This is a genomic window from Vibrio splendidus (genome assembly GCF_024347615.1).
GTDB lineage: Bacteria > Pseudomonadota > Gammaproteobacteria > Enterobacterales > Vibrionaceae > Vibrio > Vibrio splendidus.
Map to the genome: position 1 here is coordinate 51,962 of NZ_AP025508.1, position 25,309 is coordinate 77,270.

Annotated in this window: 24 protein-coding genes; 16 read left to right on the forward strand and 8 right to left on the reverse strand. The window is 45.6% G+C overall.

Features of this window, described 5'->3' with window-relative positions:
• Positions 1–40: 40 nt before the first annotated feature.
• The 3 genes from OCU90_RS00240 to OCU90_RS00250 form a co-directional block, all read right to left on the reverse strand.
• Positions 41–292, reverse strand: coding sequence for a DUF6482 family protein (locus OCU90_RS00240; protein ID WP_017091425.1), 252 nt, complete (start codon positions 290–292; stop codon positions 41–43).
• 132 nt (positions 293–424) lie between these two features.
• Positions 425–1,780, reverse strand: coding sequence for a glutathione-disulfide reductase (gene gorA / locus OCU90_RS00245; RefSeq protein WP_061023643.1), 1,356 nt, complete (start codon positions 1,778–1,780; stop codon positions 425–427).
• 188 nt (positions 1,781–1,968) lie between these two features.
• The gene (locus tag OCU90_RS00250; RefSeq protein ID WP_029224298.1) at positions 1,969–2,808 is read right to left on the reverse strand and encodes a 23S rRNA (adenine(2030)-N(6))-methyltransferase RlmJ; all 840 of its coding nucleotides are present in this window, start codon (positions 2,806–2,808) and stop codon (positions 1,969–1,971) included.
• Between the two features lie 279 nt (positions 2,809–3,087).
• Between OCU90_RS00250 and prlC the strand changes: the two genes are divergently transcribed.
• Positions 3,088–5,130 carry an oligopeptidase A gene (gene prlC / locus OCU90_RS00255; protein WP_054542082.1) on the forward strand — a complete coding sequence of 681 codons (2,043 nt, stop codon included), beginning with the start codon at positions 3,088–3,090 and terminating at the stop codon, positions 5,128–5,130.
• A 150-nt stretch (positions 5,131–5,280) separates the two neighbouring features.
• Here the strand turns inward: prlC and asnC are convergent, their stop codons facing one another.
• Entirely contained in the window at positions 5,281–5,745 is a 465-nt protein-coding gene (gene asnC, locus OCU90_RS00260; protein ID WP_004735550.1) for a transcriptional regulator AsnC, read from the reverse strand.
• A 126-nt stretch (positions 5,746–5,871) separates the two neighbouring features.
• Between asnC and OCU90_RS00265 the strand changes: the two genes are divergently transcribed.
• From OCU90_RS00265 to OCU90_RS00275, 3 genes are all read left to right on the forward strand, one after another.
• Positions 5,872–8,994 (forward strand): EAL domain-containing protein, encoded by a 3,123-nt coding sequence (locus OCU90_RS00265; RefSeq protein ID WP_061023645.1) that lies wholly within the window; start codon positions 5,872–5,874, stop codon positions 8,992–8,994.
• A gap of 156 nt (positions 8,995–9,150) precedes the next feature.
• On the forward strand, positions 9,151–9,930 hold the full coding sequence (locus tag OCU90_RS00270; protein WP_017081709.1) for a class I SAM-dependent methyltransferase: 780 nt from the start codon (positions 9,151–9,153) through the stop codon (positions 9,928–9,930).
• 141 nt (positions 9,931–10,071) lie between these two features.
• A complete protein-coding gene (locus OCU90_RS00275; protein ID WP_061023648.1) occupies positions 10,072–10,647 on the forward strand; it encodes a hypothetical protein in 576 nt (191 codons plus the stop codon).
• A 147-nt stretch (positions 10,648–10,794) separates the two neighbouring features.
• Here OCU90_RS00275 and OCU90_RS00280 read toward each other — a convergent pair whose 3' ends face one another.
• Together OCU90_RS00280 and uspA are read right to left on the reverse strand one after the other, a co-directional pair.
• Positions 10,795–11,673: a carboxylate/amino acid/amine transporter gene (locus OCU90_RS00280; RefSeq protein WP_004735554.1), complete on the reverse strand. Its 879-nt coding sequence runs from the start codon at positions 11,671–11,673 to the stop codon at positions 10,795–10,797.
• Positions 11,674–11,725: 52 nt separating this feature from the next.
• Positions 11,726–12,160, reverse strand: coding sequence for a universal stress protein UspA (uspA, locus tag OCU90_RS00285; RefSeq protein ID WP_004735555.1), 435 nt, complete (start codon positions 12,158–12,160; stop codon positions 11,726–11,728).
• Positions 12,161–12,349: 189 nt separating this feature from the next.
• Between uspA and ftnA the strand changes: the two genes are divergently transcribed.
• The 3 genes from ftnA (at position 12,350) to OCU90_RS00300 (ending at position 14,713) form a co-directional block, all read left to right on the forward strand.
• Positions 12,350–12,877 (forward strand): non-heme ferritin, encoded by a 528-nt coding sequence (ftnA, locus tag OCU90_RS00290; RefSeq protein WP_004735556.1) that lies wholly within the window; start codon positions 12,350–12,352, stop codon positions 12,875–12,877.
• 68 nt (positions 12,878–12,945) lie between these two features.
• Complete coding sequence (gene uspB, locus OCU90_RS00295) at positions 12,946–13,269, forward strand: universal stress protein UspB (RefSeq protein ID WP_004735557.1); 324 nt, start codon at positions 12,946–12,948, stop codon at positions 13,267–13,269.
• Between the two features lie 250 nt (positions 13,270–13,519).
• Positions 13,520–14,713, forward strand: coding sequence for a BaiN/RdsA family NAD(P)/FAD-dependent oxidoreductase (locus OCU90_RS00300; protein ID WP_054548006.1), 1,194 nt, complete (start codon positions 13,520–13,522; stop codon positions 14,711–14,713).
• 152 nt (positions 14,714–14,865) lie between these two features.
• On the opposite strand, the gene OCU90_RS00305 is transcribed toward OCU90_RS00300, so the two are convergent.
• Positions 14,866–15,759: a DMT family transporter gene (locus OCU90_RS00305; RefSeq protein WP_017086337.1), complete on the reverse strand. Its 894-nt coding sequence runs from the start codon at positions 15,757–15,759 to the stop codon at positions 14,866–14,868.
• A 138-nt stretch (positions 15,760–15,897) separates the two neighbouring features.
• On the opposite strand from OCU90_RS00305, the gene rmuC reads away from it, so the two are divergent.
• The 7 genes from rmuC (at position 15,898) to tatC (ending at position 22,227) form a co-directional block, all read left to right on the forward strand.
• Positions 15,898–17,430, forward strand: coding sequence for a DNA recombination protein RmuC (rmuC, locus tag OCU90_RS00310; protein WP_004735561.1), 1,533 nt, complete (start codon positions 15,898–15,900; stop codon positions 17,428–17,430).
• 65 nt (positions 17,431–17,495) lie between these two features.
• Entirely contained in the window at positions 17,496–18,275 is a 780-nt protein-coding gene (gene ubiE, locus OCU90_RS00315; RefSeq protein ID WP_026012235.1) for a bifunctional demethylmenaquinone methyltransferase/2-methoxy-6-polyprenyl-1,4-benzoquinol methylase UbiE, read from the forward strand.
• 97 nt (positions 18,276–18,372) lie between these two features.
• Positions 18,373–18,978: a ubiquinone biosynthesis accessory factor UbiJ gene (locus OCU90_RS00320; RefSeq protein WP_061023650.1), complete on the forward strand. Its 606-nt coding sequence runs from the start codon at positions 18,373–18,375 to the stop codon at positions 18,976–18,978.
• On the forward strand, positions 18,975–20,609 hold the full coding sequence (gene ubiB / locus OCU90_RS00325) for a ubiquinone biosynthesis regulatory protein kinase UbiB (protein WP_017079346.1): 1,635 nt from the start codon (positions 18,975–18,977) through the stop codon (positions 20,607–20,609). The genes OCU90_RS00320 and ubiB overlap by 4 nt, the downstream gene beginning before the upstream one ends.
• Positions 20,610–20,663: 54 nt before the next feature.
• The gene (gene tatA / locus OCU90_RS00330; RefSeq protein ID WP_004735565.1) at positions 20,664–20,918 is read left to right on the forward strand and encodes a Sec-independent protein translocase subunit TatA; all 255 of its coding nucleotides are present in this window, start codon (positions 20,664–20,666) and stop codon (positions 20,916–20,918) included.
• A gap of 3 nt (positions 20,919–20,921) precedes the next feature.
• Positions 20,922–21,329 (forward strand): Sec-independent protein translocase protein TatB, encoded by a 408-nt coding sequence (gene tatB / locus OCU90_RS00335; RefSeq protein ID WP_017091435.1) that lies wholly within the window; start codon positions 20,922–20,924, stop codon positions 21,327–21,329.
• A gap of 142 nt (positions 21,330–21,471) precedes the next feature.
• Entirely contained in the window at positions 21,472–22,227 is a 756-nt protein-coding gene (tatC, locus tag OCU90_RS00340) for a twin-arginine translocase subunit TatC (protein WP_004735567.1), read from the forward strand.
• A 349-nt stretch (positions 22,228–22,576) separates the two neighbouring features.
• On the opposite strand, the gene OCU90_RS00345 is transcribed toward tatC, so the two are convergent.
• Positions 22,577–23,338, reverse strand: coding sequence for a TatD family hydrolase (locus OCU90_RS00345; RefSeq protein WP_061023651.1), 762 nt, complete (start codon positions 23,336–23,338; stop codon positions 22,577–22,579).
• 207 nt (positions 23,339–23,545) lie between these two features.
• Here OCU90_RS00345 and hemB point away from each other — a divergent pair, with 207 nt between their 5' ends.
• Both hemB and OCU90_RS00355 read left to right on the forward strand, forming a co-directional pair.
• Entirely contained in the window at positions 23,546–24,589 is a 1,044-nt protein-coding gene (gene hemB / locus OCU90_RS00350; RefSeq protein WP_017081703.1) for a porphobilinogen synthase, read from the forward strand.
• Positions 24,590–24,667: 78 nt separating this feature from the next.
• Positions 24,668–25,102, forward strand: a complete 435-nt coding sequence (locus OCU90_RS00355; protein ID WP_061023652.1) for a GNAT family N-acetyltransferase — start codon at positions 24,668–24,670, stop codon at positions 25,100–25,102.
• Positions 25,103–25,309: the final 207 nt, after the last annotated feature.

A 25,309-nucleotide genomic window follows, 5' to 3' on the forward strand; every position in this document is an offset into this window, starting at 1 on the left:
TAAGCCTTTTAATATTTATCGCGATTGATTTGAAGTTCATTTAACTCCACTTCAAATCAATCTCGAACGGTTGGGTGTGGCCACAATGCTCTCCACACATTTCGTCGTAGGCACTGTTGTGAACCAGCATTGCCGACGCCACGCCTTGGTCGCTAAAGTGGTCGCGTGCTTGGTTAACACTCAAAAACTTCATTGGGTGCTGGTGGTCGTCTTTGATTAACTGTTTTTGCTCACCAATGATTTGGTAAGCCAAGTAGATCCCGCCTTCAAATGATTCAATTAGTAGATTCATCACAAACTCCATTGCTGTTCTAGATAGGTCAGTACCTGTGTTACGTGGAGTTGGGAAGTAAGGTTCAAGAGGGGGCATAAAAAAAGCAGGCACAAGGCCTGCTTTTTAAGAGTTATCAACAAAAGGCGTTGATTATCTCATGGTAACAAACTCTTCTGAGCCAGTTGGGTGAATCGCCACAACAGAGTCGAAATCTGCTTTGGTTGCGCCCATCTTCATTGCAACGCCGAAGCCTTGAATCATTTCATCAACAGTGAAACCGATGCCGTGTAGGCCAACTACAGTCTCTTCTTCGCCAGCACATACTAGCTTCATCTTACAAGGTTGACGGTGCTGAGTGACTGCTGTGTACATTGCAGTAAAACCAGACGTGTATACCTTGATGTTGTCTTTGCCGTATTGCTCTTCAGCTTCTTGAGTCGTTAGACCAATTGTGCCGATAGGTGGGTGGCTGAATACAACAGTAGGAACGAGCGTGTAGTCCATCTTCGCGTTTGATTGACCGTTGAATAGGCGCTCAGAAAGCTGACGACCGGCTTTAACAGCAACAGGTGTTAGTTCGATGCCACCTTCCATGATGTCGCCAACACAGTAGATGCCAGGAACGTTGGTTGCTTGGAACTCATCTACTTTGATGTAGCCACGGTCGTTTGTTGCAACGCCAGTTGATGCTAGGTTGATAGCGTCAGTTGCTGGGTGGCGGCCGATAGCCCAAATTAGGTGGTCAACGTTTTGAGTGTTGCCGTTCTCTAGGTGCAGAGTCAGCGTGCCATCTGCTTCTTTCACTACTTCTTTAGGAACAGAGTGCGTGTGAAGTGTTGGACCTTCCGCTTCCATTACTTCAACCAGTGTTTCAACAATCATTGGGTCGAAGCTGCGAAGTGGTGACTCTTTACGACAGAACAAGTGTGTCTCTGTGCCAAGTGCACTTAGTACGCCTGCGATTTCTACTGCGATGTAGCCTGCGCCGATTACAGCAACACGCTTAGGTTGCTCCATCAGGTCGAAGAAACCGTTTGAGTCGATACCGTGCTCTGCGCCAGGGATGTTTGGAATGGTTGGACGACCACCCACTGCGATCAGGATGTGATCCGCTGTGTAGTGTTCACCGTTAACTTCAACGGTTTTTTCATCTACAAACTTAGCAAAACCTTTGATTACGTTTATTTTGTTGTTACCAAGAACGCGATCGTAAGATTGGTGGATACGACCAATGTACGCTTGACGGTTTTCAACCAGTTTGCCCCAGTTGAAGCCTTTTACGTCAACGTCGAAGCCGTAGTCTTTTGAATATAGGTTGATTGCTTCAGCAACTTGAGCACCGTGCCACATAACCTTTTTAGGAACACAACCAACGTTTACACAAGTACCACCAAGGTCTTGAGCTTCGATAAGTGCAACTTTTGCACCGTGCATTGCTGCGCGGTTAGCTGATGCGATGCCGCCTGAACCGCCGCCGATACAGATGTAATCAAAATGAGTCGCCATTACTTTCTCCATTTATTGAAGGTTGTGGGTACAGTGAGCGCACTGAACACCTACGTCCTATAGATTCTTAAATTGTCTAATTATTATATTGAGGGCAGATCGGTTGAACTCAATCTCCCTGTTTAAAATTTATTCGTGTACGTCACAGTCTGCTGAGTATTCGTCAGACGATGACGTTAAGTTCGAGATTACTCGGGTACGATCCACTCTACTTTGAAGTGACCGGTCGCCGGCGCAATTGCTTCCTTCAAGAATGGAAGAATTTCGTTCATTTGGCTTTCTAGCTTCCAAGGTGGGTTGATAACAATCATGCCTGATGCTGTCATGCCACGCTCGTTGGTGTCTGGTGATACGCCAAGTTCGATTTGTAGAATCTTGTTGATGCCTAAGCCTTCAAGGCCTTCGATCATGTCTTCGATATCACAGCGATTTACCACTGGGTACCAAATTGCGTAGATACCGGTTGCCCAGCGCTTATGGCTTTGAGCAATCGCAGTCACAACATCACGATACTCTTTTGCCAGCTCGTAAGGTGGGTCGATAAGAACCAAACCACGACGTTCTTTAGGTGGCAGACTGCCTTTTAGGCGTTGGAAGCCATCTTCTTTGTAGATAGATACCTGACGATCGCGGTGGAACTCTTGCTCAAGCAGAGGGTGATCGGCTGGGTGAAGTTCGGTTAATACCATGCGGTCTTGATCACGCAGGTGTGCACGTGCAACACGTGGTGAACCTGGGTAGAAACGCAGTTTTTCGCCATTGTTGAGTGCAGAGATAGACTCAAGGTAGCTTTGAATGTCTTCAGGAAGTTCTGTTTGTGCCCAGACGCGTGCAATACCTTGTTTGTATTCGCCCGTTTTTTCAGACCATTCATGCGTTAAGTCGTAACGACCTACACCAGAGTGAGTGTCATGGTAAACAAAAGGCTTATCCTTTTGTTTCAAAGAATTAAGAATAAGGCTCTGTACGATATGCTTTACTACGTCGGCATGGTTGCCCGCGTGGAAGCTGTGGCGATAACTTAACAAATTAAACTCTCGTAACACTCTCGAATTAGAGTGTGGTTAGTGTAGGTGGGGTTAGTTTGACTATTATAACCCCCAATGGACCATAAATTCTCGAACAATTCAGGAACAGTCGCTAGCAATATGCAGTTAGTTATTGGTTCTACTATTGAAATTTGCCTTGTTGGGCACTATCTAATAACTATTCGCAGGTGATTTTTTAGGGCGCCCCTGAGCCTGATGACTGTAAGACGACCTCATTACAAAAAAGACGAAAGTCTCTAAAGCCAAAGGAATGTTTATATGTCTAATCCGCTATTAACCTTCACGGACTTACCTCCGTTTTCACAGATCAAACCTGAGCACGTTAAGCCAGCGGTTGAGCAAGTGATTGAAGAGTGTCGCAACAAGATAGAACAAGTACTTGAAGGTAATACTTCACCAAGCTGGGACAACCTCGTTGCTCCAATTGATGAAGTGGATGATCGTTTAGGCCGTATTTGGTCACCTGTAAGCCATATGAATTCTGTGATGAACAGCGACGAACTGCGTGACGCTTATGAGAGCTGCCTGCCTGTACTTTCTGAGTACGGCACGTGGGTCGGCCAACACAAAGGTTTGTTCGAAGCGTATAAAGCGATCAAGGCGAGCGAAGCATTCTCGGCATTAAACCAAGCTCAACAAAAAACCATCACTGACGCACTGCGTGATTTTGAATTATCAGGCATTGGCTTACCAGCGGACGAACAGCATCGCTACGGTGAGATCAGCAAGCGCCAGTCTGAGCTAGGTTCTCAATTCTCAAATAACGTGCTTGATGCAACCATGGGTTGGAGCAAGCAGATCACAGACGTCGCTGAACTGGCCGGTATGCCTGAATCAGCACTGGCGGCAGCACAAGCCGCGGCAGAAGCTAAAGAGCAGGAAGGTTACCTACTGACTCTAGATATCCCATCATACCTACCGGTGATGACGTACTGTGATAACCAAGAACTACGTAAAGAGCTGTACGAAGCTTACGTAACTCGTGCTTCAGATCGCGGTCCAAATGCTGGCAAGTGGGACAACACTGAGATCATCACAGAGCAACTTAAGCTGCGTCACGAGATCGCACGCATGCTTGGCTTTAGCACTTACAGCGAAAAATCTTTGTCGACTAAGATGGCAGAAACGCCAGACCAAGTACTTGGTTTCCTTAACGACCTAGCAGTAAAAGCCAAACCACAAGGTGAGCGTGAAGTAGAAGAGCTACGTCAGTTTGCTGAGAAAGAGTTTGGCGTCTCTGAGCTAAACCTGTGGGACATCGCTTACTACAGCGAGAAACAAAAACAGAACTTGTTCGAGATCTCTGATGAAGAGCTTCGTCCATACTTCCCTGAGTCGAACGCGGTTTCTGGTTTGTTCGAAGTACTAAACCGTGTGTTTGGTATGTCGGTAACAGAGCGTGAAGGCGTGGATACATGGCATGATTCAGTGCGCTTCTTCGACATCTTTGATGCGACAGGCACATTGCGCGGTAGCTTCTACCTAGATCTATACGCACGCGAACACAAACGTGGTGGCGCTTGGATGGACGACTGTCGCGGTCGTCGCATTACTCAATCTGGTGATCTACAAACGCCTGTTGCTTACCTAACATGTAACTTCAACAAGCCAGTCGGTGATAAGCCTGCGCTATTTACTCACGATGAAGTGGTTACCTTATTCCACGAATTCGGCCACGGTATTCACCATATGTTAACGCAAGTTGATGCGGGTGCTGTGTCAGGAATCAATGGCGTGCCTTGGGACGCGGTTGAATTGCCAAGTCAGTTCCTAGAGAACTGGTGTTGGGAAGAGGAGGCGCTGTCGTTCATCTCTGGTCACTTCGAAACCGGTGAAGCGTTACCGAAAGAGATGCTAGAGAAGATGCTAGCGGCGAAGAACTTCCAGTCAGCGATGTTTATCCTGCGTCAGCTAGAGCTTGGCCTGTTCGATTTCACGCTACACACTGAATACGATCCAGAAGTCGGTGCTCGCGTACTAGAAACACTAGCCGACGTGAAGTCTAAGGTATCGGTACTGCCAAGTCTTGATTGGAACCGCTTCTCGCACAGCTTTGGTCACATCTTTGCTGGTGGCTACAGTGCAGGTTACTACAGCTACCTGTGGGCAGAAGTATTGTCTGCAGATGCGTTCTCTGCATTTGAAGAAGAGGGTATCTTCAATACTGAAACCGGTAATCGCTTCTTGAACAACATTCTTGAGATGGGGGGCAGTGAAGAGCCAATGGAGCTGTTCAAACGCTTCCGTGGTCGTGAGCCTCAAATCGACGCAATGCTGCGTCATGCGGGTATTCAAGCTTAGGTTTGTGATTACCTTATTGCTAGCTGCATAGCTTATATTAGGTAACAGAGCTTAGATTCGAGACGACATAAGCTAGATAGATTAAAGGCTGAACATTGCGTTCAGCCTTTTCTTTTTGGGACACCCCAAAGAATCTAGTTCGTATGTGAGCTAGGGATTCACATTGCGATTGATAGGGTTTTGCAATGAAATCAATGTCTCTGTCGATTGAACCTCGTCGATCGCCTGCAATTTATCAATCAGCACGAACTGCAATTCTTCTATCGATTTACACATCAGCTTTACAAAAATATTGTAAGCACCGGTGGTGTAGTACGCCTCGACCACTTCATCTAAAGCATTTAGCTTCGCAATGGCCGAGTGGTAGTCGCGGGCTGCGTTAAGGTTAATACCAATAAAGCAGCACACGTCGTAACCTAGCTTTTTGGTGTTTACCACAACTTCTGTTCGCTCAATAATGTCTGCTGATCTCATCTTTTCGATGCGAACGTGAATCGTCGCAGGGCTGACATCGAACTGCTTTGCCATTTCAGCATAAGGAGTACGTGCATCTTCCATCAAAGTTTTGAGAATGGCACGGTCTAGATCATCTAGACGAGCTGTAGTTGTGGACATGCATAATCCTTAGATTGAATGAAAAACATACCGGCTTGAGTACACATCATAGCCAAGGGTGATAATATTAGCAGTAACTATAGGGTTAGGGTGAATTCAGTGCGATTTTCGTTATTTTTTATTGTGATGTGTTGGAGTGTTTTTGCTTCAGCTCAGGCAAAAGATGTGTTGGTTATTCACTCTTATCATCAAGGCTTTTTTTGGACGGATGATTTCCATAAAGGGCTGGCTGAAGAACTCGATCGAGATGGGTTGTCTTACCGGGTTGTTTATCTCGATACCAAGCGAACTCAAAACGCTGAATACTTAGAGCGAATTTATCAGCTATACCGCACCAAGCTGTCGCATGAAGAGTTTGCCGCTGTAGTCGTCAGTGATAATAACGCCCTCAATCTGATGAAACGCTTAGCGCCCGAACTCAATGGCACGCCCGTTATTTTTGGTGGCATCAACAATTTCTCTCCGCAAATGATTGAAGGCTTGCACGCAACTGGTATCACTGAAGATATTGATATGGCGAGCAATATTGAGCTGATCAATCGACTTCAATCGACGGTTAAAAAAGTTTACGTGGTTACCGATCACTCGGTAACGGGTGAAGCTATTCGCGCCCAAGTGGAACTATTCCTACAAAAACGTCCAGAGTTCTCTGGGCTGGTGGAGCAATATACGCCTGATTCTTATCAAGAACTGATGACGTTCGCGCAACGCGCTGATCTAACCAAAAGCTTGTTGTTCTGGGCCTACTACCGCGACATCAATGGTCGTGTCAGTAGCAAAGAAGACTGGCGTCAGCTCAACAAAAAAACTCAGATGCCATTGTATATCGTGCATGATTTAGGACTTGGGTTTGGTGCGATTGGTGGCGTGATCCACAGTGGAGAAACGCAAGGACGAGACACTGGGCGAGTGCTACTGAATGTGCTCGCTAATCCGGATAAACCGCTGCCCCAAGTGGTTGCTGGCGCGCCAGAAATCAAACTTGATTACCAACAAATATCACGATGGGATTTGGGCGCAGAGAATGAAGCGGCGGTGACTTTTCTCAACAAGCCTAAGTCATTTTTAGTGCGCTACCGAGATGAAATTCGCACCATAGGTTTGCTGTTTTTGGTGATGTCGTGTGTCATCGCAACCTTGGTGTATTACCTCAATCGCCTTAAGAAAAGTGAGCGTACCAGCCGACAAAGCCAACTGTTATTGGAGTCGATATTCGACCAAAGCCTGCAGTTCATGGGGATCATTGATAAGGGCGGTGTATTACTGTCGAGTAACAGTAAGTTACATGAGCTGCTTTATAACCAAGGCTATAAATTGGGAACACCTCTTCAAAGCCTCCAACACTGGGAAGACTCAGCAAGGCAAGAACTGAAGGAATACTTTATCTCGAGCGATGAACACCAGATTTTGCGATTTGAAGCTGAGGTGTGGTGTCGTGATCGTGGTGCGATGGTGTTGGATATCTCTTTAAAGCCTATGCCGGGCAGTGAAGAGGATGATGTTCAGTTCTTATTTGAAGCTCGTGATGTTACCTCGGGTAAGCTCGCGGAGAATAAGTTGTTCCAGCGTGAAGCGAATCTCAAGCTGTATTACGACAAACAACCCGTGATGATGATTACGCTCGATGGCAATAATCGCATTCAACAAGTGAACCAGTTTGCTGAGCAGTTACTAGGCTACCCGCTAGACCAGCTACTAGGTCATCGTCCTAGAGAGTTCTATGTCGATGGAAACTCAATGATCCCGCGTCATATCTTATTGCAACCACAGCATAAGATTCGTGGCGTATGGCGTCGTGATATTGAATATCGCCATGCTAATGGCAGCACCATCTGGATTCGTGAAAATATTCGCCCGCTGGTTGAGTCTGATCAGCTGTTGATTGTTGGAGAAGACATTACCGAAACTCGTGAGCTGTCGGAAAAGCTAGAATATCAAGCTCGTTATGACTTGCTGACGGACACGTTTAACCGTAACCACTTTGAACAAGAGCTGCAAAAGGCGCTCAAAGAGGTTGAGAGCCACATGCGAACTCACGCTATGTTGTTCTTGGATTTAGACCAACTCAAGGTCTTGAACGATACGGCGGGGCATGAAGCGGGTGATGCCGCAATCATGTTTAGTGCCAAGCTGCTGGAAGAGGTACTGCCATACAATGCCGTGTTAGCGCGAATGGGTGGTGACGAATTTGCAGTATTAATGAAAGACTGTACTGAGCGAGATGCGGTGAATGTGTGTCGCAGTATTATCTCGACGATGAGTGAGAACCCATTCTTGTGGGGTGATATTCGCCTTAATCTTACCAGCTCTATTGGTATCCGATTGATTGACCATACTGCGGCCTCACCACAGATGGTACATGCTCAGGCCGATGCTGCTTGCCATGCTGCTAAAGAGGAAGGGCGTAACCGTTACAACCTTTACCATCAAGATGATGAAGACTTGCGTCGTCGTCACCTAGAGATGGAATGCGTGAATCTAGTGCATGAGGCTTTGGCTAACGATCGCTTGGAGTTGTTTGCTCAGCGCATTCTTGGCCTAGATAAAAACAGCGAGAAAATGCACTTCGAAATCTTGGTTCGTATCAAGAATATCCAAGGTGAATACATCTCCCCGGGGATCTTCATGCCAGCCTCAGAGCGCTATAACATAGCGCACTTGATTGACCGCCGAGTCGTGAGCCAAACGCTCGCTTGGTTGGAACATCGACCAAAGGTGATAGATGAACTTGGAATGTGCTCTATCAATTTGTCTGGTCACTCTATGGGTAATCGAGAATTTGTCGAATTCTTGATTGAGAGCTTGAGAGACTCGTCGATACCGTGCCATAAAATCTGTTTAGAGATCACCGAAACGGCTGCGATGAGTAACATGAAGCAGGCGATCAAGTTCTTTACTCGAATCAAAGAGCTTGGTTGTATGATTGCACTGGATGACTTTGGCTCTGGATTATCGTCGTTTGGTTACTTAAAGAAACTGCCGGTCGACATCGTGAAGATCGATGGCTTGTTTGTGCGTGATATTGCTGTCAACGAGATGGACCATGTGATGGTTCGCTCGATCAATGATTTAGCTAAGCAGATGGGTAAACACACGGTGGCTGAGTTTGTTGAAAATACCCAGATAATCGACAAGCTGATCGAACTTGGTGTGAACTACGCACAGGGTTACATCATAGGCCGACCTAAACCACTTGCTGAGCTCATTGAAGAGTTACAAAAAGAGCGAACGTTAGAGTACTTGGATTAATTGAACCAAGCTGCACGATGAGTATTCTTTAGCACTAGCAGCGCTAATCGCTTTCAGAGCTACTAATAGTTTGCACCGCTAATATGTATTGTTGAGGCAATCAGGTAAACTGGTTGCCTCTTTTGTTTTGAATACTACTGTCTGTTGGAGACGACCTTGCAACTACAACTGATTTGCGAAGATGCTACCCAAATCGATCATCTAAATGACTTAGCGACCCGTTGGAATTTATCTCATGATGAAAACAGCGATTTTGCTTTGGTACTGACTTGCGAGCGACTTGAGCTACGTAAAGTCGATGAACCGAAGCTTGGCGCTATCTTTGTTGATTTAGTCGGAGGGGCAGTTGGTCACAGACGCAAGTTTGGCGGTGGTAAAGGTCAGGCAATTGCTAAAGCGGCAGGTTTAAACAAAGGTGCAACGCCAACTATCCTCGATGGTACCGCTGGTTTAGGACGTGATGCGTTTGTGCTGGCTTCGTTGGGCTGTAAAGTTCAGATGGTAGAGCGACATCCAGTTGTGGCTGCATTATTGGATGACGGTCTGCAGCGAGCTCAACAAGACCCTGACATCGGTGGTTGGGTAACTGAACGTATGAAGTTGATTCACGCTTCAAGTCACGATGCGTTAGATAAACTCAGCAACGATCCTAATTTCGAACAGCCTGATGTGGTGTACCTAGACCCAATGTACCCGCATCCTGAGAACAAGAAGAAATCGGCGTTGGTTAAGAAAGAGATGCGTGTATTCCAATCATTGGTGGGTGCCGATATGGATGCTGATGCTTTATTGCAACCAGCCCTTAAGCTCGCATCTAAGCGAGTTGTGGTCAAAAGGCCGGATTACGCGGCGTGGTTAGACGAGCAAAAACCGAGCATGGCGATCGAAACCAAAAAGAACCGTTTTGATGTGTATGTGAAAGCATCAATGACCTAGTTAAGACATCAATAACTTAGAGACACGCTAAGAAAATTTTCCGTCATAAATACGATAAATCACTATTTAACACTTGCGATAGTCGCGTTACGGATGTATATCTAACTAAGAATCATTATTATTCTTAGCTGGAGTTGTAGCATGGTTAAACGCTTTTGTAAGTTAAACCGTCGAGATATCACCGAGCACTTGGGAGAAATCCACAGTTTGGTGACTGAACCAAAGTTCGTGTGCCGCTCTTGTGCGCGCTCATCGTCGGATCAAGCGAACCTATGCAAACCAACAGCCATCCCACCGATTGATTGTCAGAATAAACCCGCTGAAGAAAAAGTTGCGTGTGGTCTACTTGCTGAAACATTGCCAACTCCAGAAGTTTCTCTTATCGAGGTAATGGACAGCGTTGAGCCAACGGTACAAATCTTTGATCCTGCTATCGTAGAAAAAGCGGATAAAGTTGCGTTGAAAAAAGCCAAGCTGAAAAAATTGATGGCGAAGGCGAGCGGCGATGAGAAAGCTGAACTCAAACAAGCGAAGAAAGCGGCGAAGAAACAAGAGAAGTACAACAAAAAGCTCGCGAAGATGATTAAGAAGCAGCAAAAGCTGTTTAAGAAAAGCCAAAAACTGGAAAGTGACCTGGAACGCATCAACCTACAACTTGATGACGTTGCCTTCACTGAAAGTAAGACTCAGGTGGTGAGCCACAATCACATCCACTGAAGTTAATTCGAAGAGCTTATTGCTACACAGATGATTTAAAAAGAGCGACCTACGGTCGCTCTTTTGCTTTCTGGGTATTATTTTAAATAAGAATCTTGCTAGTCAAACAAAGCTTATTAGCTAAATACAGCTTGTTAGCTCAACGCGCTAGGCATTGCTAGCATCTCTCGCTACGCGCTTCTTCACCCACGTCTCATTGACGAACAAAGAGAACAAGATAACGGCACCACCAATAGACAATCGAACCAAATCGACATCTCTGTTCCAAATCAGGATGTTCACCACAAGGCCAGCTGGAACTAAGACATTGTTCATCACAGCCAGTGCGCCAGCATTGACCATGCACGCGCCTTTATTCCACATAAAGTAACCCAGCCCCGAAGCAATCAAGCCAAGGTAGATAAGGATTCCCCATTGAAGAGTGGTGGTTGGCAGCTTCTCTGGATTGCCCAGTAGCATGAAAGCAACGGAAGCGACGCATAACGCCCCCAAGTAGAAGTAACCAAATACGGTTCGCTGAGGTAATTCAGTCGATTCCTTCTCCATCACCACCTTGTAACTCACCTGACCGATAGCAAAGCACAGGTTCGCGCCTTGCACGACGAGGAAGCCAACTAAAAAGTTCTCATTGATGCCCGCAAATTTAATGAATACCGCGCCCAATACCGCAATTGCCGCAGTCACTAAGTACCACGGAGAGAATTGCCCTTTGAGGAAATCATAAATAAGCGTGACGTAAATTGGGGTAAAAACGGTAAACAAAAGGACTTCAGGAACGGATAGCAGCAAGAAAGACTGATAGTAGAAGCAGTACATTAAGCCAAGCTGGATGCCACCAATGGCCATCAATTTAGCGATCAGTTTACGCGAGACGCCACGGAACTTAAGGAAAGGAAGAAACACGATACCTGCAAGGGCAACACGCATAAGTACAGAGAACCAAGCATCAACCTGACCAGCAAGGTAAACGCCGATCAGGCTAAAGGAGAAGGCCCATAGGAGGGTAACACCAGCTAAATAGCTCATAGTAAAACTTCGTTAATAAGATATGAGCTGTATGTTACCTAACCTTAATTCATTAGTCTTCTGAATCTCTTAGAGGCACGACCAGCATATCAACCGGAGAGGCGTTGATCAGTTGTCGTGTTGAAGAAAGTAGCTTGCTCCAGAAATCTTGATGGTGACCACAAACCACTAAATCAACATTGAACTCGTTGATGGTGTCACACAGCTCATGACTCAAATCGCCACTGCCTACTAAGGTATGGGTGATTGGGTATTGAGCATGCTCAGCAAAATTTTGCAGCTGAACTCGAGATGCTTCCATCGCGTTATGTTGGGTTTCTGCCATGTTGATATCAATCAGGCCGGTATACAGCTCTGCGTAGTTAATATCGATATGGATAAAAGAGACTTTGGCTTCCAATGGCTTAGCCAATGCTACCGCTTTATCCACAATTAATTTGCTGTCTTCTGATAAATCGACCGCGACCAAAATATGTTTGTAACTCATATCGCTACCTCCTTTATTCATTGTCTGATTTAAGATTAGCACTATGCGATGGCTTTTTTTGCTGAAGTGATCTCATATCCACTGTCTTGCGTAATGACAGCTCGAAATATTGGTTAACTAATGGCCTGCGAGATATTCATTAAATAGTGATATAGTAGAGAAAATTGAGGATGTAATTAGGAGTCTTAAATGCTGTCAAAAACTATGGTTGAGCAACTGAATGATCAAATTAACCTAGAATTTTTCTCATCCAATCTATACTTACAAATGAGTGCTTGGTGTGAAGACAAAGGATTTGAAGGTGCAGCAGAGTTTCTGCGTGTTCATGCAGTAGAAGAAATGGAACATATGCAGCGTCTTTTCACTTACGTAAGTGAAACAGGTGCAATGCCAATTCTAGGTGCGATTGAAGCGCCAAAACATGAATTTGATAGCCTTGGTGCAGTGTTCCGTGAAACTTATGAACACGAGCAGATGATTACTCAAAAGATCAACAAACTGGCTCACGTTGCTTTCAGCACACAAGATTACTCAACCTTTAACTTCCTGCAATGGTACGTTGCAGAGCAACACGAAGAAGAGAAGTTGTTTAAAGGTGTATTGGATAAGCTAGAGCTTGTTGGTGAAGACGGTAAAGCACTGTTCTTTATTGATAAAGACCTAGCGCAATTGGCAAAAGATGGTTCATCTTCAATTATGGAAGCTCCTGCCGTTTAGGTAGTACGGGAAAGACACTGATTATCTTTTTCTTTTGAGTTTTCTTATGAAGATGTAGGGAGGAAAGGATGATCAGCGGCGACACTATTCTATTTGCACTAATGGTTGTGACTTGCGTGAACTGGGCGCGATATTTTACTGCGCTAAGAACACTCATTTATATAATGCGAGAAGCACATCCTCTACTTTATCAACAAGTAGACGGAGGTGGATTCTTCACAACTCATGGCAATATGACCAAACAGGTTCGCTTGTTTAGTTACATCAAAAGCAAAGAGTATCACCATCACCACGACGAAGTGTTTATGTCGAAGTGTGATCGCGTAAGACAGTTGTTTATACTTTCTTCCGCTCTGCTGGGTGTAACGTTGCTTTCTTCTTTCATCGTCTAAGTTATTTAGTACGTGTGAAGTAGAGTTTAGGTTTTGGTGTAAAGCTTCGGTTGTTGGTTCGCTAAGCCAAGTAGTGTTTTTGCTGCTGTCTGCAAATTGTACAATTGAACATCAATTGCAAAGTTTAAAATTGCCGCTAGAATAGCGAGCAATTAGTAAGGATGTGCTGTTTATGCACATCCTTTTTTATTGATGGCATTTCGAGAACAGGGCGTACTCGAGGTGTAAAAGTGAAGAAAGCAGAACCCCAATGAGTGAAAAGTTTGATGTAATCGTAATTGGTGCGGGCGCCGCGGGCTTAATGTGTGCTGCGGAAGCGGGTAAACGTGGCCGACGAGTGCTGGTGGTTGATCATGCAAAGAAACCAGGCAGAAAAATTTTAATCTCAGGTGGCGGCCGTTGTAACTTCACTAACTATGATGTTTCAGCCAACAACTTCCTATGTAACAACCCTCACTTCGTGAAGTCAGCCTTATCTCAATACACCAACTGGGATTTTATCTCGATGGTGAGCAAGTACGGTATTGAGTTCGAAGAGCGAGACCACGGTCAATTGTTCTGTGTGAATGACCATACTGCAAAAGACATCGTGAGCATGTTGCTTGAAGAGTGTAAGCAGGCGAAAGTTGAACAGCGCTACCGTTGTGATGTTCACTCAATCGAAAAAACAGACGCTGGCTTTAAGATGCACCTTAATACCGACGAAGTTGAGTGTGACTCACTTGTCGTGGCGACGGGCGGTTTATCGATGCCGAAACTAGGCGCGACGCCATTTGGCTATAAGATTGCTGAGCAGTTTGGTTTGTCTGTGATGCCGACTACTGCGGGTTTGGTGCCATTTACTCTGCATAAAGAAGACAAAGAAGCCTTTGCTGAGCTTTCAGGAATCGCGATTCCTGCCGAGATCACCGCGCAAGACGGCACCTTATTCAAAGAAGCGTTGCTGTTTACTCACCGCGGCCTATCTGGGCCTTCGGTATTGCAAATTTCTTCCTTCTGGAAAGCGGGTCAATCGGTTTCGATTAATCTAGTACCAGAAGTGGACGTTGCTGAACTACTTGAAAACTCTCGTGAGAAACACCCAAATCAGAGCCTGAAAAACACCTTGGCGAAAGCATTACCAAAGCGTTTTGTGGAAGTGTTGATTGACCGCAAAGAGCTGGAAGACAAGCCGCTCAAACAGTTCAACGAAAAGCAGCTGAATGACATTGTAGAGCATCTAGAGAACTGGAAAATTGCGCCAAACGGCACGGAAGGTTACCGAACGGCCGAAGTGACTCTAGGCGGTGTAGACACCAATCACCTATCTTCAAAAACGATGGAATGTAAGACGGTCTCTGGCCTTTACTTCATCGGTGAAGTCATGGACGTAACAGGTTGGTTAGGAGGCTATAACTTCCAATGGTGCTGGAGCTCAGGCTTCGCAGCAGGCCAGTGGGTTTAAGCTTTGAGCTTATCCATTAGATTTTAAATTACATAAAAATGGCGAGTCATATAACTCGCCATTTTTGTATCTATAAGCGGTAATCCAGCTCTAGATTCGAATTTATCGATAGCTTTTCGTGCTCAATCGAGTCTTTTAGCTCATTTACTCAGTCACGCAGGTTTGTTTTTTGAAAACTTGACCTGTTGAATCACCAAGCCGGCAATGATCAGTACCAAGCCAAACAGGGTCGCTGGGTGAATCTCTTCGCCGATAATCGTGGAAAGTAGCATCAACGAGATAAACGGTGAGGCAAAAATCAGGTTGCTGATACGCGCTGTGTTGTTGGTCAGCTTCAGTGCTGATAGCCATAAGACAAAGGTAATGCCCATCTCGAACAGGCCAACATAAGTCACGGCCATCCAACCTTTCGCTGTGATTTGACTAAAGCTCTCGCCTTCGTAAATGGTTAAACCGATCGCGAAGGGCAGTGCCACTAAGAACCCAAGCAGTACGCCAATCACAGGGTCAGCCTTGTTTTTGGTGTTTAGAATCCAGTATCCCGCCCAAAGCAAGGTTGAAAGTAGCGCCAGAGCCACACCGAGTGGACTATCGAACTGCATTCCTAGCACATCGCCTTTGGTGGCAATGACCACCACACCCGCATAACTGAAGGTACAAGCAATCCAATCTTGCTTACGAATCTTTTGTCCCAGAAAAACCGCCGCCATCAAGGTTAGCGTAATTGCCCAACTGTAGTTGATGGCCTGCGCTTGAGATGCTGGCAATAGGTCGTATGCTTTGAATAGAATCAGGTAGTAGGCCAGTGGATTGACCAAGCCGAGCAGTAGGTAATACCAAGGGTTTGAAAGAAACGTAGTACTCAGCTGAGAAAGCTTGCCTTGAAAGGCGCAGATGGCGATCAGTGCCATTGATGACACTATGCTGGCAATGGTCAGCATTTGAATCGGCGAAAACTCAGCAAGGGTCAGCTTAAAAGCAGTAGCAACTGTTGACCACAGTAATACCGCGGAAAGGCCAAAGCCCAAGGCACGACGTTCGTTCATAGCAACTCATTCTAATTTGATGGGACAGAATACGGAGCGCCTAGTCTATCTGTCGAAATTTAATACGGCAAACTGGACATTTATCCAGTATCAAAATACCATTTAATGAGTTACTTCCAATTAGGCTAAATCATTATCATGCAATGGATTATCGAACATCAAGCACCGCTTATTGCTGCTATTTCTGGCGCGCTCGTCAGCGGCGGTGTGGTGGGTTGGTGGATCAAACAGAAGTTCTCTTTTCAACAGCGACTTCTTGAACAGCAGCTAGAGTCCGACCGTTTGCTGCATGAGTCTCAACAATCTCAGCTCAAGTCCTCGCTCGCAGAGGCGCAACAAGAGCTTAATGAGTTGGATGATGACCGAGACAAAGCGGCATTCGAGCTCAAGCAAGCCCATGGCAAGGTGATGGCCGCGATGGAAAAGCTGCGCTACTTTGAGGCGGTCAAGCAAGAGCGCCAACAGTATGCCGATGATATCAATGTTCTTAAGGAGCATAAGTCTGAGTTAGAGGCTGAGCTTAGAGAGCAAGAGGCAAGACATGACCAAGAAAACCTCGCCAACAGTGAAAAGCTGCAACTGCTAGAACAAGCAGAATCTCGACTTAAGCAGCAGTTTGAACTGTTAGCGAATCAACTGTTTGAGAGTAAAACCGCTAAGGTCGATCAACAAAACAAGCAAAGCTTAGAGGGTTTGTTGTCGCCGCTGAAAGAGCAACTAGAAGGCTTCAAGAAACAAGTGAACGACAGCTTTAGCCAAGAAGCCAAAGAGCGTCACACCTTAGTACATGAGCTTAAAAACCTGCAACGTCTTAATGAGAGCATGACACGTGAAGCGGTTAATCTGACCCAAGCACTAAAGGGCGATAATAAACAGCAGGGTAACTGGGGCGAAGTGGTACTGGCACGGGTGCTGGCAGAATCAGGGCTGCGCGAAGGTCATGAATATCAAACTCAAGTGAACTTGCAAAACGATGCGGGCAAGCGTTACCAGCCAGATGTGATTGTGCATCTGCCACAAGACAAGCAAGTGGTGGTGGATTCAAAAATGGCTTTGGTGGCGTTTGAGCGTTACTTCAATGCTGAAACTGATCAACAACGTGATGCTGCATTACGTGATCACTTGGCTTCATTGCGCGCGCACATTAAAGGCTTGAGCCAGAAGGATTATCATCAACTCAAAGGCATACAGAGCCTTGATTATGTGTTGATGTTTATTCCGGTAGAACCTGCGTTTCAGGTGGCGATTCAAGCCGACCCTAGCTTAGTTAAAGATGCGATGGAGCAAAACATTATCTTGGTTAGCCCAACCACCTTGCTGGTGGCACTGCGTACCATTGATAACTTGTGGCGCAACGATAGACAGAATCAGAACGCGCAAGTTATCGCGGAACGTGCGAGCAAGCTTTACGACAAATTACGCCTGTTCGTTGATGATATGGAAGGTCTCGGCAGTTCATTAGATAGAGCCAACCAAAGCTACCAAGGGGCGATGAATAAGCTGGTGACTGGGCGTGGCAACGTGATTCGTCAGGCAGAAAGCTTCAAGCAACTCGGTGTTGAGGTGAAGAAACCGATTTCGGTAGGCTTGGCTGAAATGGCGCAAAATGAGGCTTTTTCAGAAAATGTCTCTTTAGTAGAAAGACAACCTACTGAGGATAAAGTAAACTAATCGGCCGCAGCGCCTCTAAATAGAGAGTGTACTGTCGATGAGAACTTACCATGGTAGATAACAGCATTATGGACACAAGCGTGCAGACAAATTCAGCAGTAGAGTCAGAAACCACACACTTTGGTTTCGAAACAGTCGCAAAAGACGAAAAAGTCGCGAAAGTAGCAGAGGTATTTCACTCTGTAGCCGCTAAATACGACATCATGAATGACTTAATGTCGGGTGGTGTTCACCGCTTGTGGAAGCGATTCACGATTGATTGCAGTGGCGTTCGCCCTGGTCAACGCATCCTAGATCTTGGTGGTGGTACTGGCGACCTGACTGCGAAATTCTCGCGTATCGTTGGTGAAAAAGGCCACGTGGTTCTTGCTGATATCAACAACTCAATGCTGAATGTTGGCCGCGATAAACTGCGTGATAGCGGTATTGTTGGCAACGTACATTACGTTCAAGCCAATGCTGAAGAGCTGCCTTTCCCAGATAACTACTTCGATTGCATTACCATCAGCTTCTGTCTGCGTAATGTTACCGACAAAGACCAAGCGCTGCGTTCAATGTACCGTGTGCTGAAGCCGGGCGGTCGTCTGTTGGTTCTTGAGTTTTCTAAGCCAGTACTTGAGCCTCTTTCAAAGGTTTACGATGCCTACTCTTTCCACCTGTTGCCAAAAATGGGTGAGCTGATTGCCAACGACGCAGACAGCTATCGTTACCTAGCAGAATCTATCCGCATGCACCCTAACCAAGAAACTTTGGAAGGCATGATGCAAGAAGCGGGTTTTGAAAATACGAAATACTTCAACCTAACGGGCGGCATTGTTGCGCTGCACCGTGGTTACAAGTTCTAGTCGAACTTGGTAGCAGGCTCGTAGGGCGTGCTAAAGATAAGAATAAAGACAGAACGGATAGGTTAACGCTTATCCGTTTTCAAAGGTAAGGACAGTCATGCCATTTGATCCATTGGTAACCGCGGTTATTGAAACCTCTTTAAATACTTTCGTGAACGATGATCCAGCCTTGGTTCGTCGTTTGTCTCGTTTAAAGGGGCAGATCATTCAAGTCAATTTGAAAGAGTTGAATAAAACACTCACTTTCGTTTTTAGCCAACAAATCGATGTGTTGTCTGAATTCGAAGGGCAACCTGATTGCTACCTATCTTTGAACCTATCGGTACTGCCTGAACTGCGTGAGCAATCGAACATCACCAAGCTGATCAAGCAAGATAAGCTGATCTTAGAGGGTGACATTCAACTCGCACAAAAATTTGCTCAGCTGATGACAGACTGCAAGCCGGACTTAGAAGAGTGGCTATCGCGCGTAACGGGCGATGTGGTTGCGCATACCGTGGTACAAGGCGTTAAAAACGTCGGTGGTTTTGTGGCGAAGCAAGCAACTAAGCATCAAAACCATGTTGCTCAGGTTCTGACAGAAGAGTGGAAGATTGCACCGGCTCCGTTAGAAGTGGTGCATTTTTGCGATCAGGTTGATGACGTAAAAAGCTCGGTAGCTCGCCTTGAAGCTAAGTTGAACGCTCTGTTGGAGAAAATATGACCCCAACAGAACTGAAACGTCTTTATCATATTATCAAGGTACAGTTAGAGTACGGCCTTGATGAATTGATGCCTGAGCACCATTTGACTAAAGCTCCTTTACTGGCGCGAAAGTCACTGTTTTGGCTTAAGAACAAGCATCAAGATAAAGAGTTGGGTCATCGCTTACGCCTTGCGCTGCAAGAACTTGGGCCAGTGTGGATCAAGTTTGGTCAAATGATGTCGACACGTCGTGATCTGTTCCCTCCTCATATCGCTGATCAATTGGCGTTATTGCAAGACCAAGTCGCTCCATTTGATGGCGCATTGGCCAAGCAAGATATGGAAAAGGCACTGGGTGGCAGTTTAGATAACTGGTTTACCGACTTTGATATCGAGCCATTGGCCTCTGCTTCTATCGCTCAGGTGCATACGGCAAAGCTTAAAGAGAGCGGCCGCGAGATTGTTCTGAAGGTAATTCGCCCTGATATTCGCCCGGTGATTGATGCAGATCTAAAACTGATGCACCGAATGGCGCGTATAGTCGCTAAGTCGCTTCCTGAAGCACGTCGTTTGAAACCGGTTGAGGTCGTTCACGAGTACGAAAAAACGTTAATTGATGAACTGGACCTGCGCCGAGAGGCAGCCAATGCCATTCAGCTGCGACGTAATTTTGAAGGCAGCGAAGAGCTGTATGTCCCAGAGGTTATCCCTGATTTAAGCAGTGAAACCCTGATGGTGTCAGAGCGAATCTATGGTATTCAGGTTTCCGATATTGAAACTCTAAACGCCAACGGCACTAACATGAAATTGTTGGCAGAACGTGGCGTGACGGTATTCTTCACTCAAGTATTCCGAGACAGCTTTTTCCATGCCGACATGCACCCGGGTAACGTATTCGTTAATCCAGAAAATCCGGATAACCCTCAGTGGATTGGTTTGGATTGTGGCATTGTTGGCACGCTCAACAGTGAAGATAAGCGTTATTTAGCAGAGAACCTGCTGGCCTTCTTCAATCGAGATTACCGTAAGGTCGCAGAGCTGCACGTGGATTCGGGTTGGGTTCCACACGACACCAACGTCAACGATTTCGAGTTCGCGATTCGCATGGTGTGTGAGCCAATTTTTGCAAAACCACTTGGCGAGATCTCATTTGGCCATGTGTTGCTAAACTTATTTAATACAGCAAGACGTTTCAACATGGAGGTTCAACCTCAGTTGGTGCTTCTTCAGAAGACCTTGTTGTATGTCGAAGGCCTAGGCCGTCAGCTGTATCCGCAACTTGATTTGTGGGCAACGGCGAAGCCTTTCCTTGAAACCTGGATGATGAATCAGGTGGGGCCGCAAGCTGTGATTAACGCAGTAAAAGAGCGTGCGCCATTCTGGGCAGAAAAACTGCCAGAGCTGCCAGAGCTACTTTATGACAGCTTGCGCCAAGGTAAAGCGATGAACCACAGAATGGATCAGCTTTATCAAGGTTACCGAGATAGTAAGCGTCAGCAAGCAACAGGAAAGTTTTTGTTTGGCGTTGGAGCTACTTTAGTCGTATGCTCCGCAATATTAGTTTCAAGCCCTTATGAGCAGCTATCTATGGGCTGTGGCATCGCAGGTGTCACATTTTGGCTGCTAAGTTGGCGAGCTTACCGTCGTTAGACAGTAGACTCCCTTAATATTTTTTATGTGTAGACAGACCCGAGGACAATGACAATGGGTGGTATCAGTATTTGGCAACTTCTAATCATTGCTGTGATTGTAATTTTACTTTTCGGAACGAAGAAACTGCGCGGCATGGGCGGTGACTTAGGTTCAGCGGTGAAAGGCTTCAAAAAAGCAATGAGCGATGAAGATAAGCCTGCAGATAAGAAAGACGCAGACTTTGAACCAAAGAACATTGAACAGCAGAAGAAAGAAGCTAGCGCTGAAACGACTGCTGAAACAAAGAAAGACAAAGAGCAGGCGTAAATCGTGTTTGATATCGGTTTTTGGGAACTGGTATTAATATCTGTCGTTGGGTTAGTCGTTTTAGGACCTGAGCGTTTACCTGTGGCGATTCGCAGTATTTCCAAGTTTGTTGGACAAGCGAAAAGCATGGCAAACAGTGTGAAAGATGAACTTTCTCACGAGCTTAAGGTGCAAGAGCTGCAAGAAAACCTACGCAAGGCGGAAAAAATGGGTATGGAAGATTTATCTCCAGACCTAAAAGCATCAGTTGATGAACTTAAGCAGGCCGCTGCTCAAGTTCAACGCCCGTATGCCAAGCCTGAGTCTGATAAGCCGAGTGAGACTGAACCTAGTGTCACGGAAACTGTGGAATCTGAAACTATTCAGATCAACAGTGAAGCTTCAGCACCGTCAGATAAGAAAGCCGAATAGTCTCGCAAGGAGGAGTCGCCAGATACTTATGTAGTTATTTAAGTAGACAGCTATTTAAGTAAATAACTATTCAAGTGGATACCAATTCAACTGGATAGATACACGCGGCTCCTTTTCGATCTTCCTGTTTAAGAGGTTTGACATGTCTTCGACTGAGCAGACACAGCCTTTAATTAGCCATCTTCTAGAACTGCGTAATCGCCTATTGCGCGCGATTGTTGCTGTTCTGGTGGTGTTTGTTGGGCTAATTTATTTCGCTAATGATATTTATGAGTTCGTCTCTGCACCTTTGGTAGATCGCTTACCTGAAGGCGCGACGATGATCGCAACTGATGTAGCGTCACCATTTTTCACACCCTTAAAACTGACCTTGATCGCGTCTATATTCCTCGCGGTTCCGTTTATTTTGTATCAGGTGTGGGCTTTTGTCGCTCCGGGCTTATACAAGCATGAGAAGCGCTTGATCATGCCGTTATTGGCTTCAAGCTCATTGCTGTTTTACTGTGGTGTGGCGTTCGCTTACTTCATTGTATTCCCGCTGGTATTTGGCTTTTTTACCGCCATATCATTAGGGGGAGTAGAGTTCGCAACCGACATATCGAGTTACCTTGATTTTGTACTCGCGCTGTTCTTTGCCTTTGGTATCGCTTTTGAAGTGCCAGTCGCCATTATCTTGCTATGTTGGACGGGTGCAACGACACCTAAAGAACTGGCAGAGAAGCGTCCTTACATTGTTGTAGGCGCGTTTATTGTCGGCATGATGCTAACGCCGCCTGATATGATTTCGCAGACACTGTTGGCGATTCCAATGTGTATTCTGTTTGAGATTGGTCTGTTCTTCGCGCGTTTCTATGTGCGTAAACCAGATGCGGATGAAGAGGAAGAAGCGGAGTCTTAATTCGCAGATGCCATGTTTGCAGATGCTATAAAAGCCGTAGTCATTACGGATGAGCATGATCGTTAGAGTTCTTCAGTAAAAATCACATAATAAAAAAGCGGCCCTAGGCCGCTTTTTTATTATGTCTGTTTATCGAATCTTTAACTGATAACCACAGTTCTGACATATATAGAGCTCTTTGATGCCCCAAATTTTATGCCATAGAGTTCGATGTTGACGTTGTAAGTGTTGTGAGTGATCACACATAATCAACTACCTCCATATGCAGGCGGTTGATAGTATACATATCACCTAGTTTTCTCAAATGAATTGAGGATAAATCCGTAATATTTACTTATTAATAGATTTGTCATAGATTAAACAATGATTTAGCATTGATGGTGGTTATATTTTCGACTTCTTCAAGGGTAATTCCGCGTAATTCAGCGATGCGTTTTGCCACCAGTTCGGTGTACGCGGGCTCGTTGCGTTTACCGCGATTCGGTGTTGGTGCTAAGTATGGGCAATCTGTCTCTAGGATGACGTAATTCATATCAAGATGTGGAATCACCTTATCCATCCCCGAGTTCTTAAAGGTCGATACGCCGCCTAAACCTAAATGAAAGCCTAGCTCGTTGATCGCTTGAGCTTCCTCTAAGCTACTGCCAAAACAGTGGAATACCCCGCGTAAGCTGCCATCTTGTTCTTTACGAAGTAGGTTAAGTGTCTCTTCAATGGAATCACGAGTGTGGATCACCACAGGTAGATCAAGCTCTTTTGCCCACTGCAGTTGAGTCACAAACGCCATCTCTTGTTCAGCCTTGAAGGTTTTATCCCAGTACAAGTCGATACCAATCTCACCCACCGCGATAAAGTCATGTTTATCAAACCAAGCTCGAATGGTTTTGAGGGTTTGCTCGATATTCGCATCCACATAACAAGGGTGTAAGCCCATCATTGAACGACACACCTCAGGAAACTGAGCTTCCGTCGCGAGCATTGGCTCGATAGATTCTAAATCGATGTTCGGCAGCAGAATGGTATCAATACCTTGAGCAAGCGCGCGTTGCACGACTTGTTCGCGGTCTTCATCGAATTCGCTCGCGTAAATATGGGCATGGGTGTCGATCATTGTTGTGTCCTGAAAGCGGTCTTTTCTGAGTTGTCATGAGTATACGGCAGTGTGAGGAGAAGGTCATTTTTTGCCATTTATCCCTGTTTTTGAGTGGGTTTTATATTTTACTGTTAGCGTCCTGAGCCATCAGTGATATGCTTTTGCCTGTATTTAGCACTTTCATATCTGAGCATTTTGGTGCTTAGACTAGGCAAGGAGAATCTAGTGTCTGTTTCAATTCAAGGTCAATTCCCAGGTCGTCGTATGCGCCGTATGCGTAAGCACGACTTTAGCCGTCGCCTAATGGCAGAAAATCAATTGTCTGTGGATGATCTCATCTACCCAATGTTTATTCTTATGGGTAAAGAGCGTCGTGAACCTGTCGAGTCAATGCCAGGTGTTGAACGCCTGTCTATCGATCTTATGCTTGAGGAAGCGGATTACCTGTCAAAATTGGGTGTTCCTGCGATTGCTCTGTTTCCGGTAGTGAACCAAGATGCTAAAAGTTTATGCGCGGCTGAAGCTCATAACTCAGAAGGTTTGGTACAACGAGCAGTACGCTTACTCAAAGAGCACGTGCCAAATATGGGTGTGATTACTGACGTAGCACTGGATCCGTTCACTACTCATGGTCAAGACGGCATCATCGATGAAGATGGTTACGTGATGAATGACGAGACGACTGAAGTCTTAATCAAGCAGGCACTATCACACGCTGAAGCGGGTGCTGATGTGGTTGCACCGTCAGACATGATGGATGGCCGTATTGGTAAAATCCGTGAAGCGTTAGAAGAAGCTGGCTACATTCATACTCAAATCATGGCGTACTCTGCAAAATATGCATCGTGCTACTACGGCCCATTCCGTGATGCAGTTGGCAGTGCTTCGAACCTGAAAGGTGGTAACAAGAAGAACTACCAGATGGATCCAGCCAACAGCGATGAAGCAATTCATGAAGTCGCGATGGATCTTAATGAAGGTGCGGACATGGTGATGGTGAAACCAGGCATGCCTTACCTTGATATTGTTCGTCGTGTTAAGCACGAACTGCAAGCGCCTACGTTTGCTTACCAAGTATCTGGTGAATACGCGATGCACAAAGCGGCGATTCAAAACGGCTGGCTGAAAGAGCGCGAAACCGTAATGGAATCACTGTTGTGCTTTAAGCGTGCTGGCGCTGATGGCGTCCTGACGTATTTCGCTAAAGATGTCGCAGAGTGGCTTGCTGAAGATAACGCACAAGCTGCTGAGCACTTGCAAGGCAGGTAAGTACGATCAAGCAAACCATATGATCACCAAAGGGTTGGCCGTTGTGCCAGCCCTTTTGTTTTATGAGGATGAAACAAGATGTCTGTCATTGTGCGTGAAGGCTCATTAGAAGAGGTTGTTTCTGTTGTTGAACAGATTACCGAGTTCGCCAAAAAAGAGAGTGTAGCGTCTTTATCGGAGCGATTAGCGGGTAAAACAAGCCTGCTCCTCGTTGCTGAAGAGGCGGGTGTGTTACTGGGTTTTAAGATCGGTTATGAATTGGATGAAAACACGTTCTATAGCTGGTTTGGTGGCGTATCACCGCTCGCGAGGAACAAAGGCGTTGCACAGGCGCAATTAGACGCTCAAGAACAGTGGGCGCAAGAGCAGGGCTACAAGCAGTTAAAGGTTAAGTCTCGTAACCAGTTCCCTGCAATGTTGCGCCTGTTATTGAGAAACGGTTACCTAATCGAAAAATTTGAAGAAAAAGAAGACATTAATGCCCATAGAATTCATTTTTTGAAGCAAATTTGAGCACTGCGGTTAACGGTTTATAAATTAAATGAGATTTATTATCATTTAAGTGTTGACTATTAAATGAGAATCATTATTATTAACTTCGTCTTAGGGAATGAGGAAATGTTCACAAGGATGTTAAGTACTCAAGTATTTACTTGGTTACCCAACAGAATTCTCGCGAACTTGTACTAAGTTCTTTTTGACACGACATTGCTCACATTG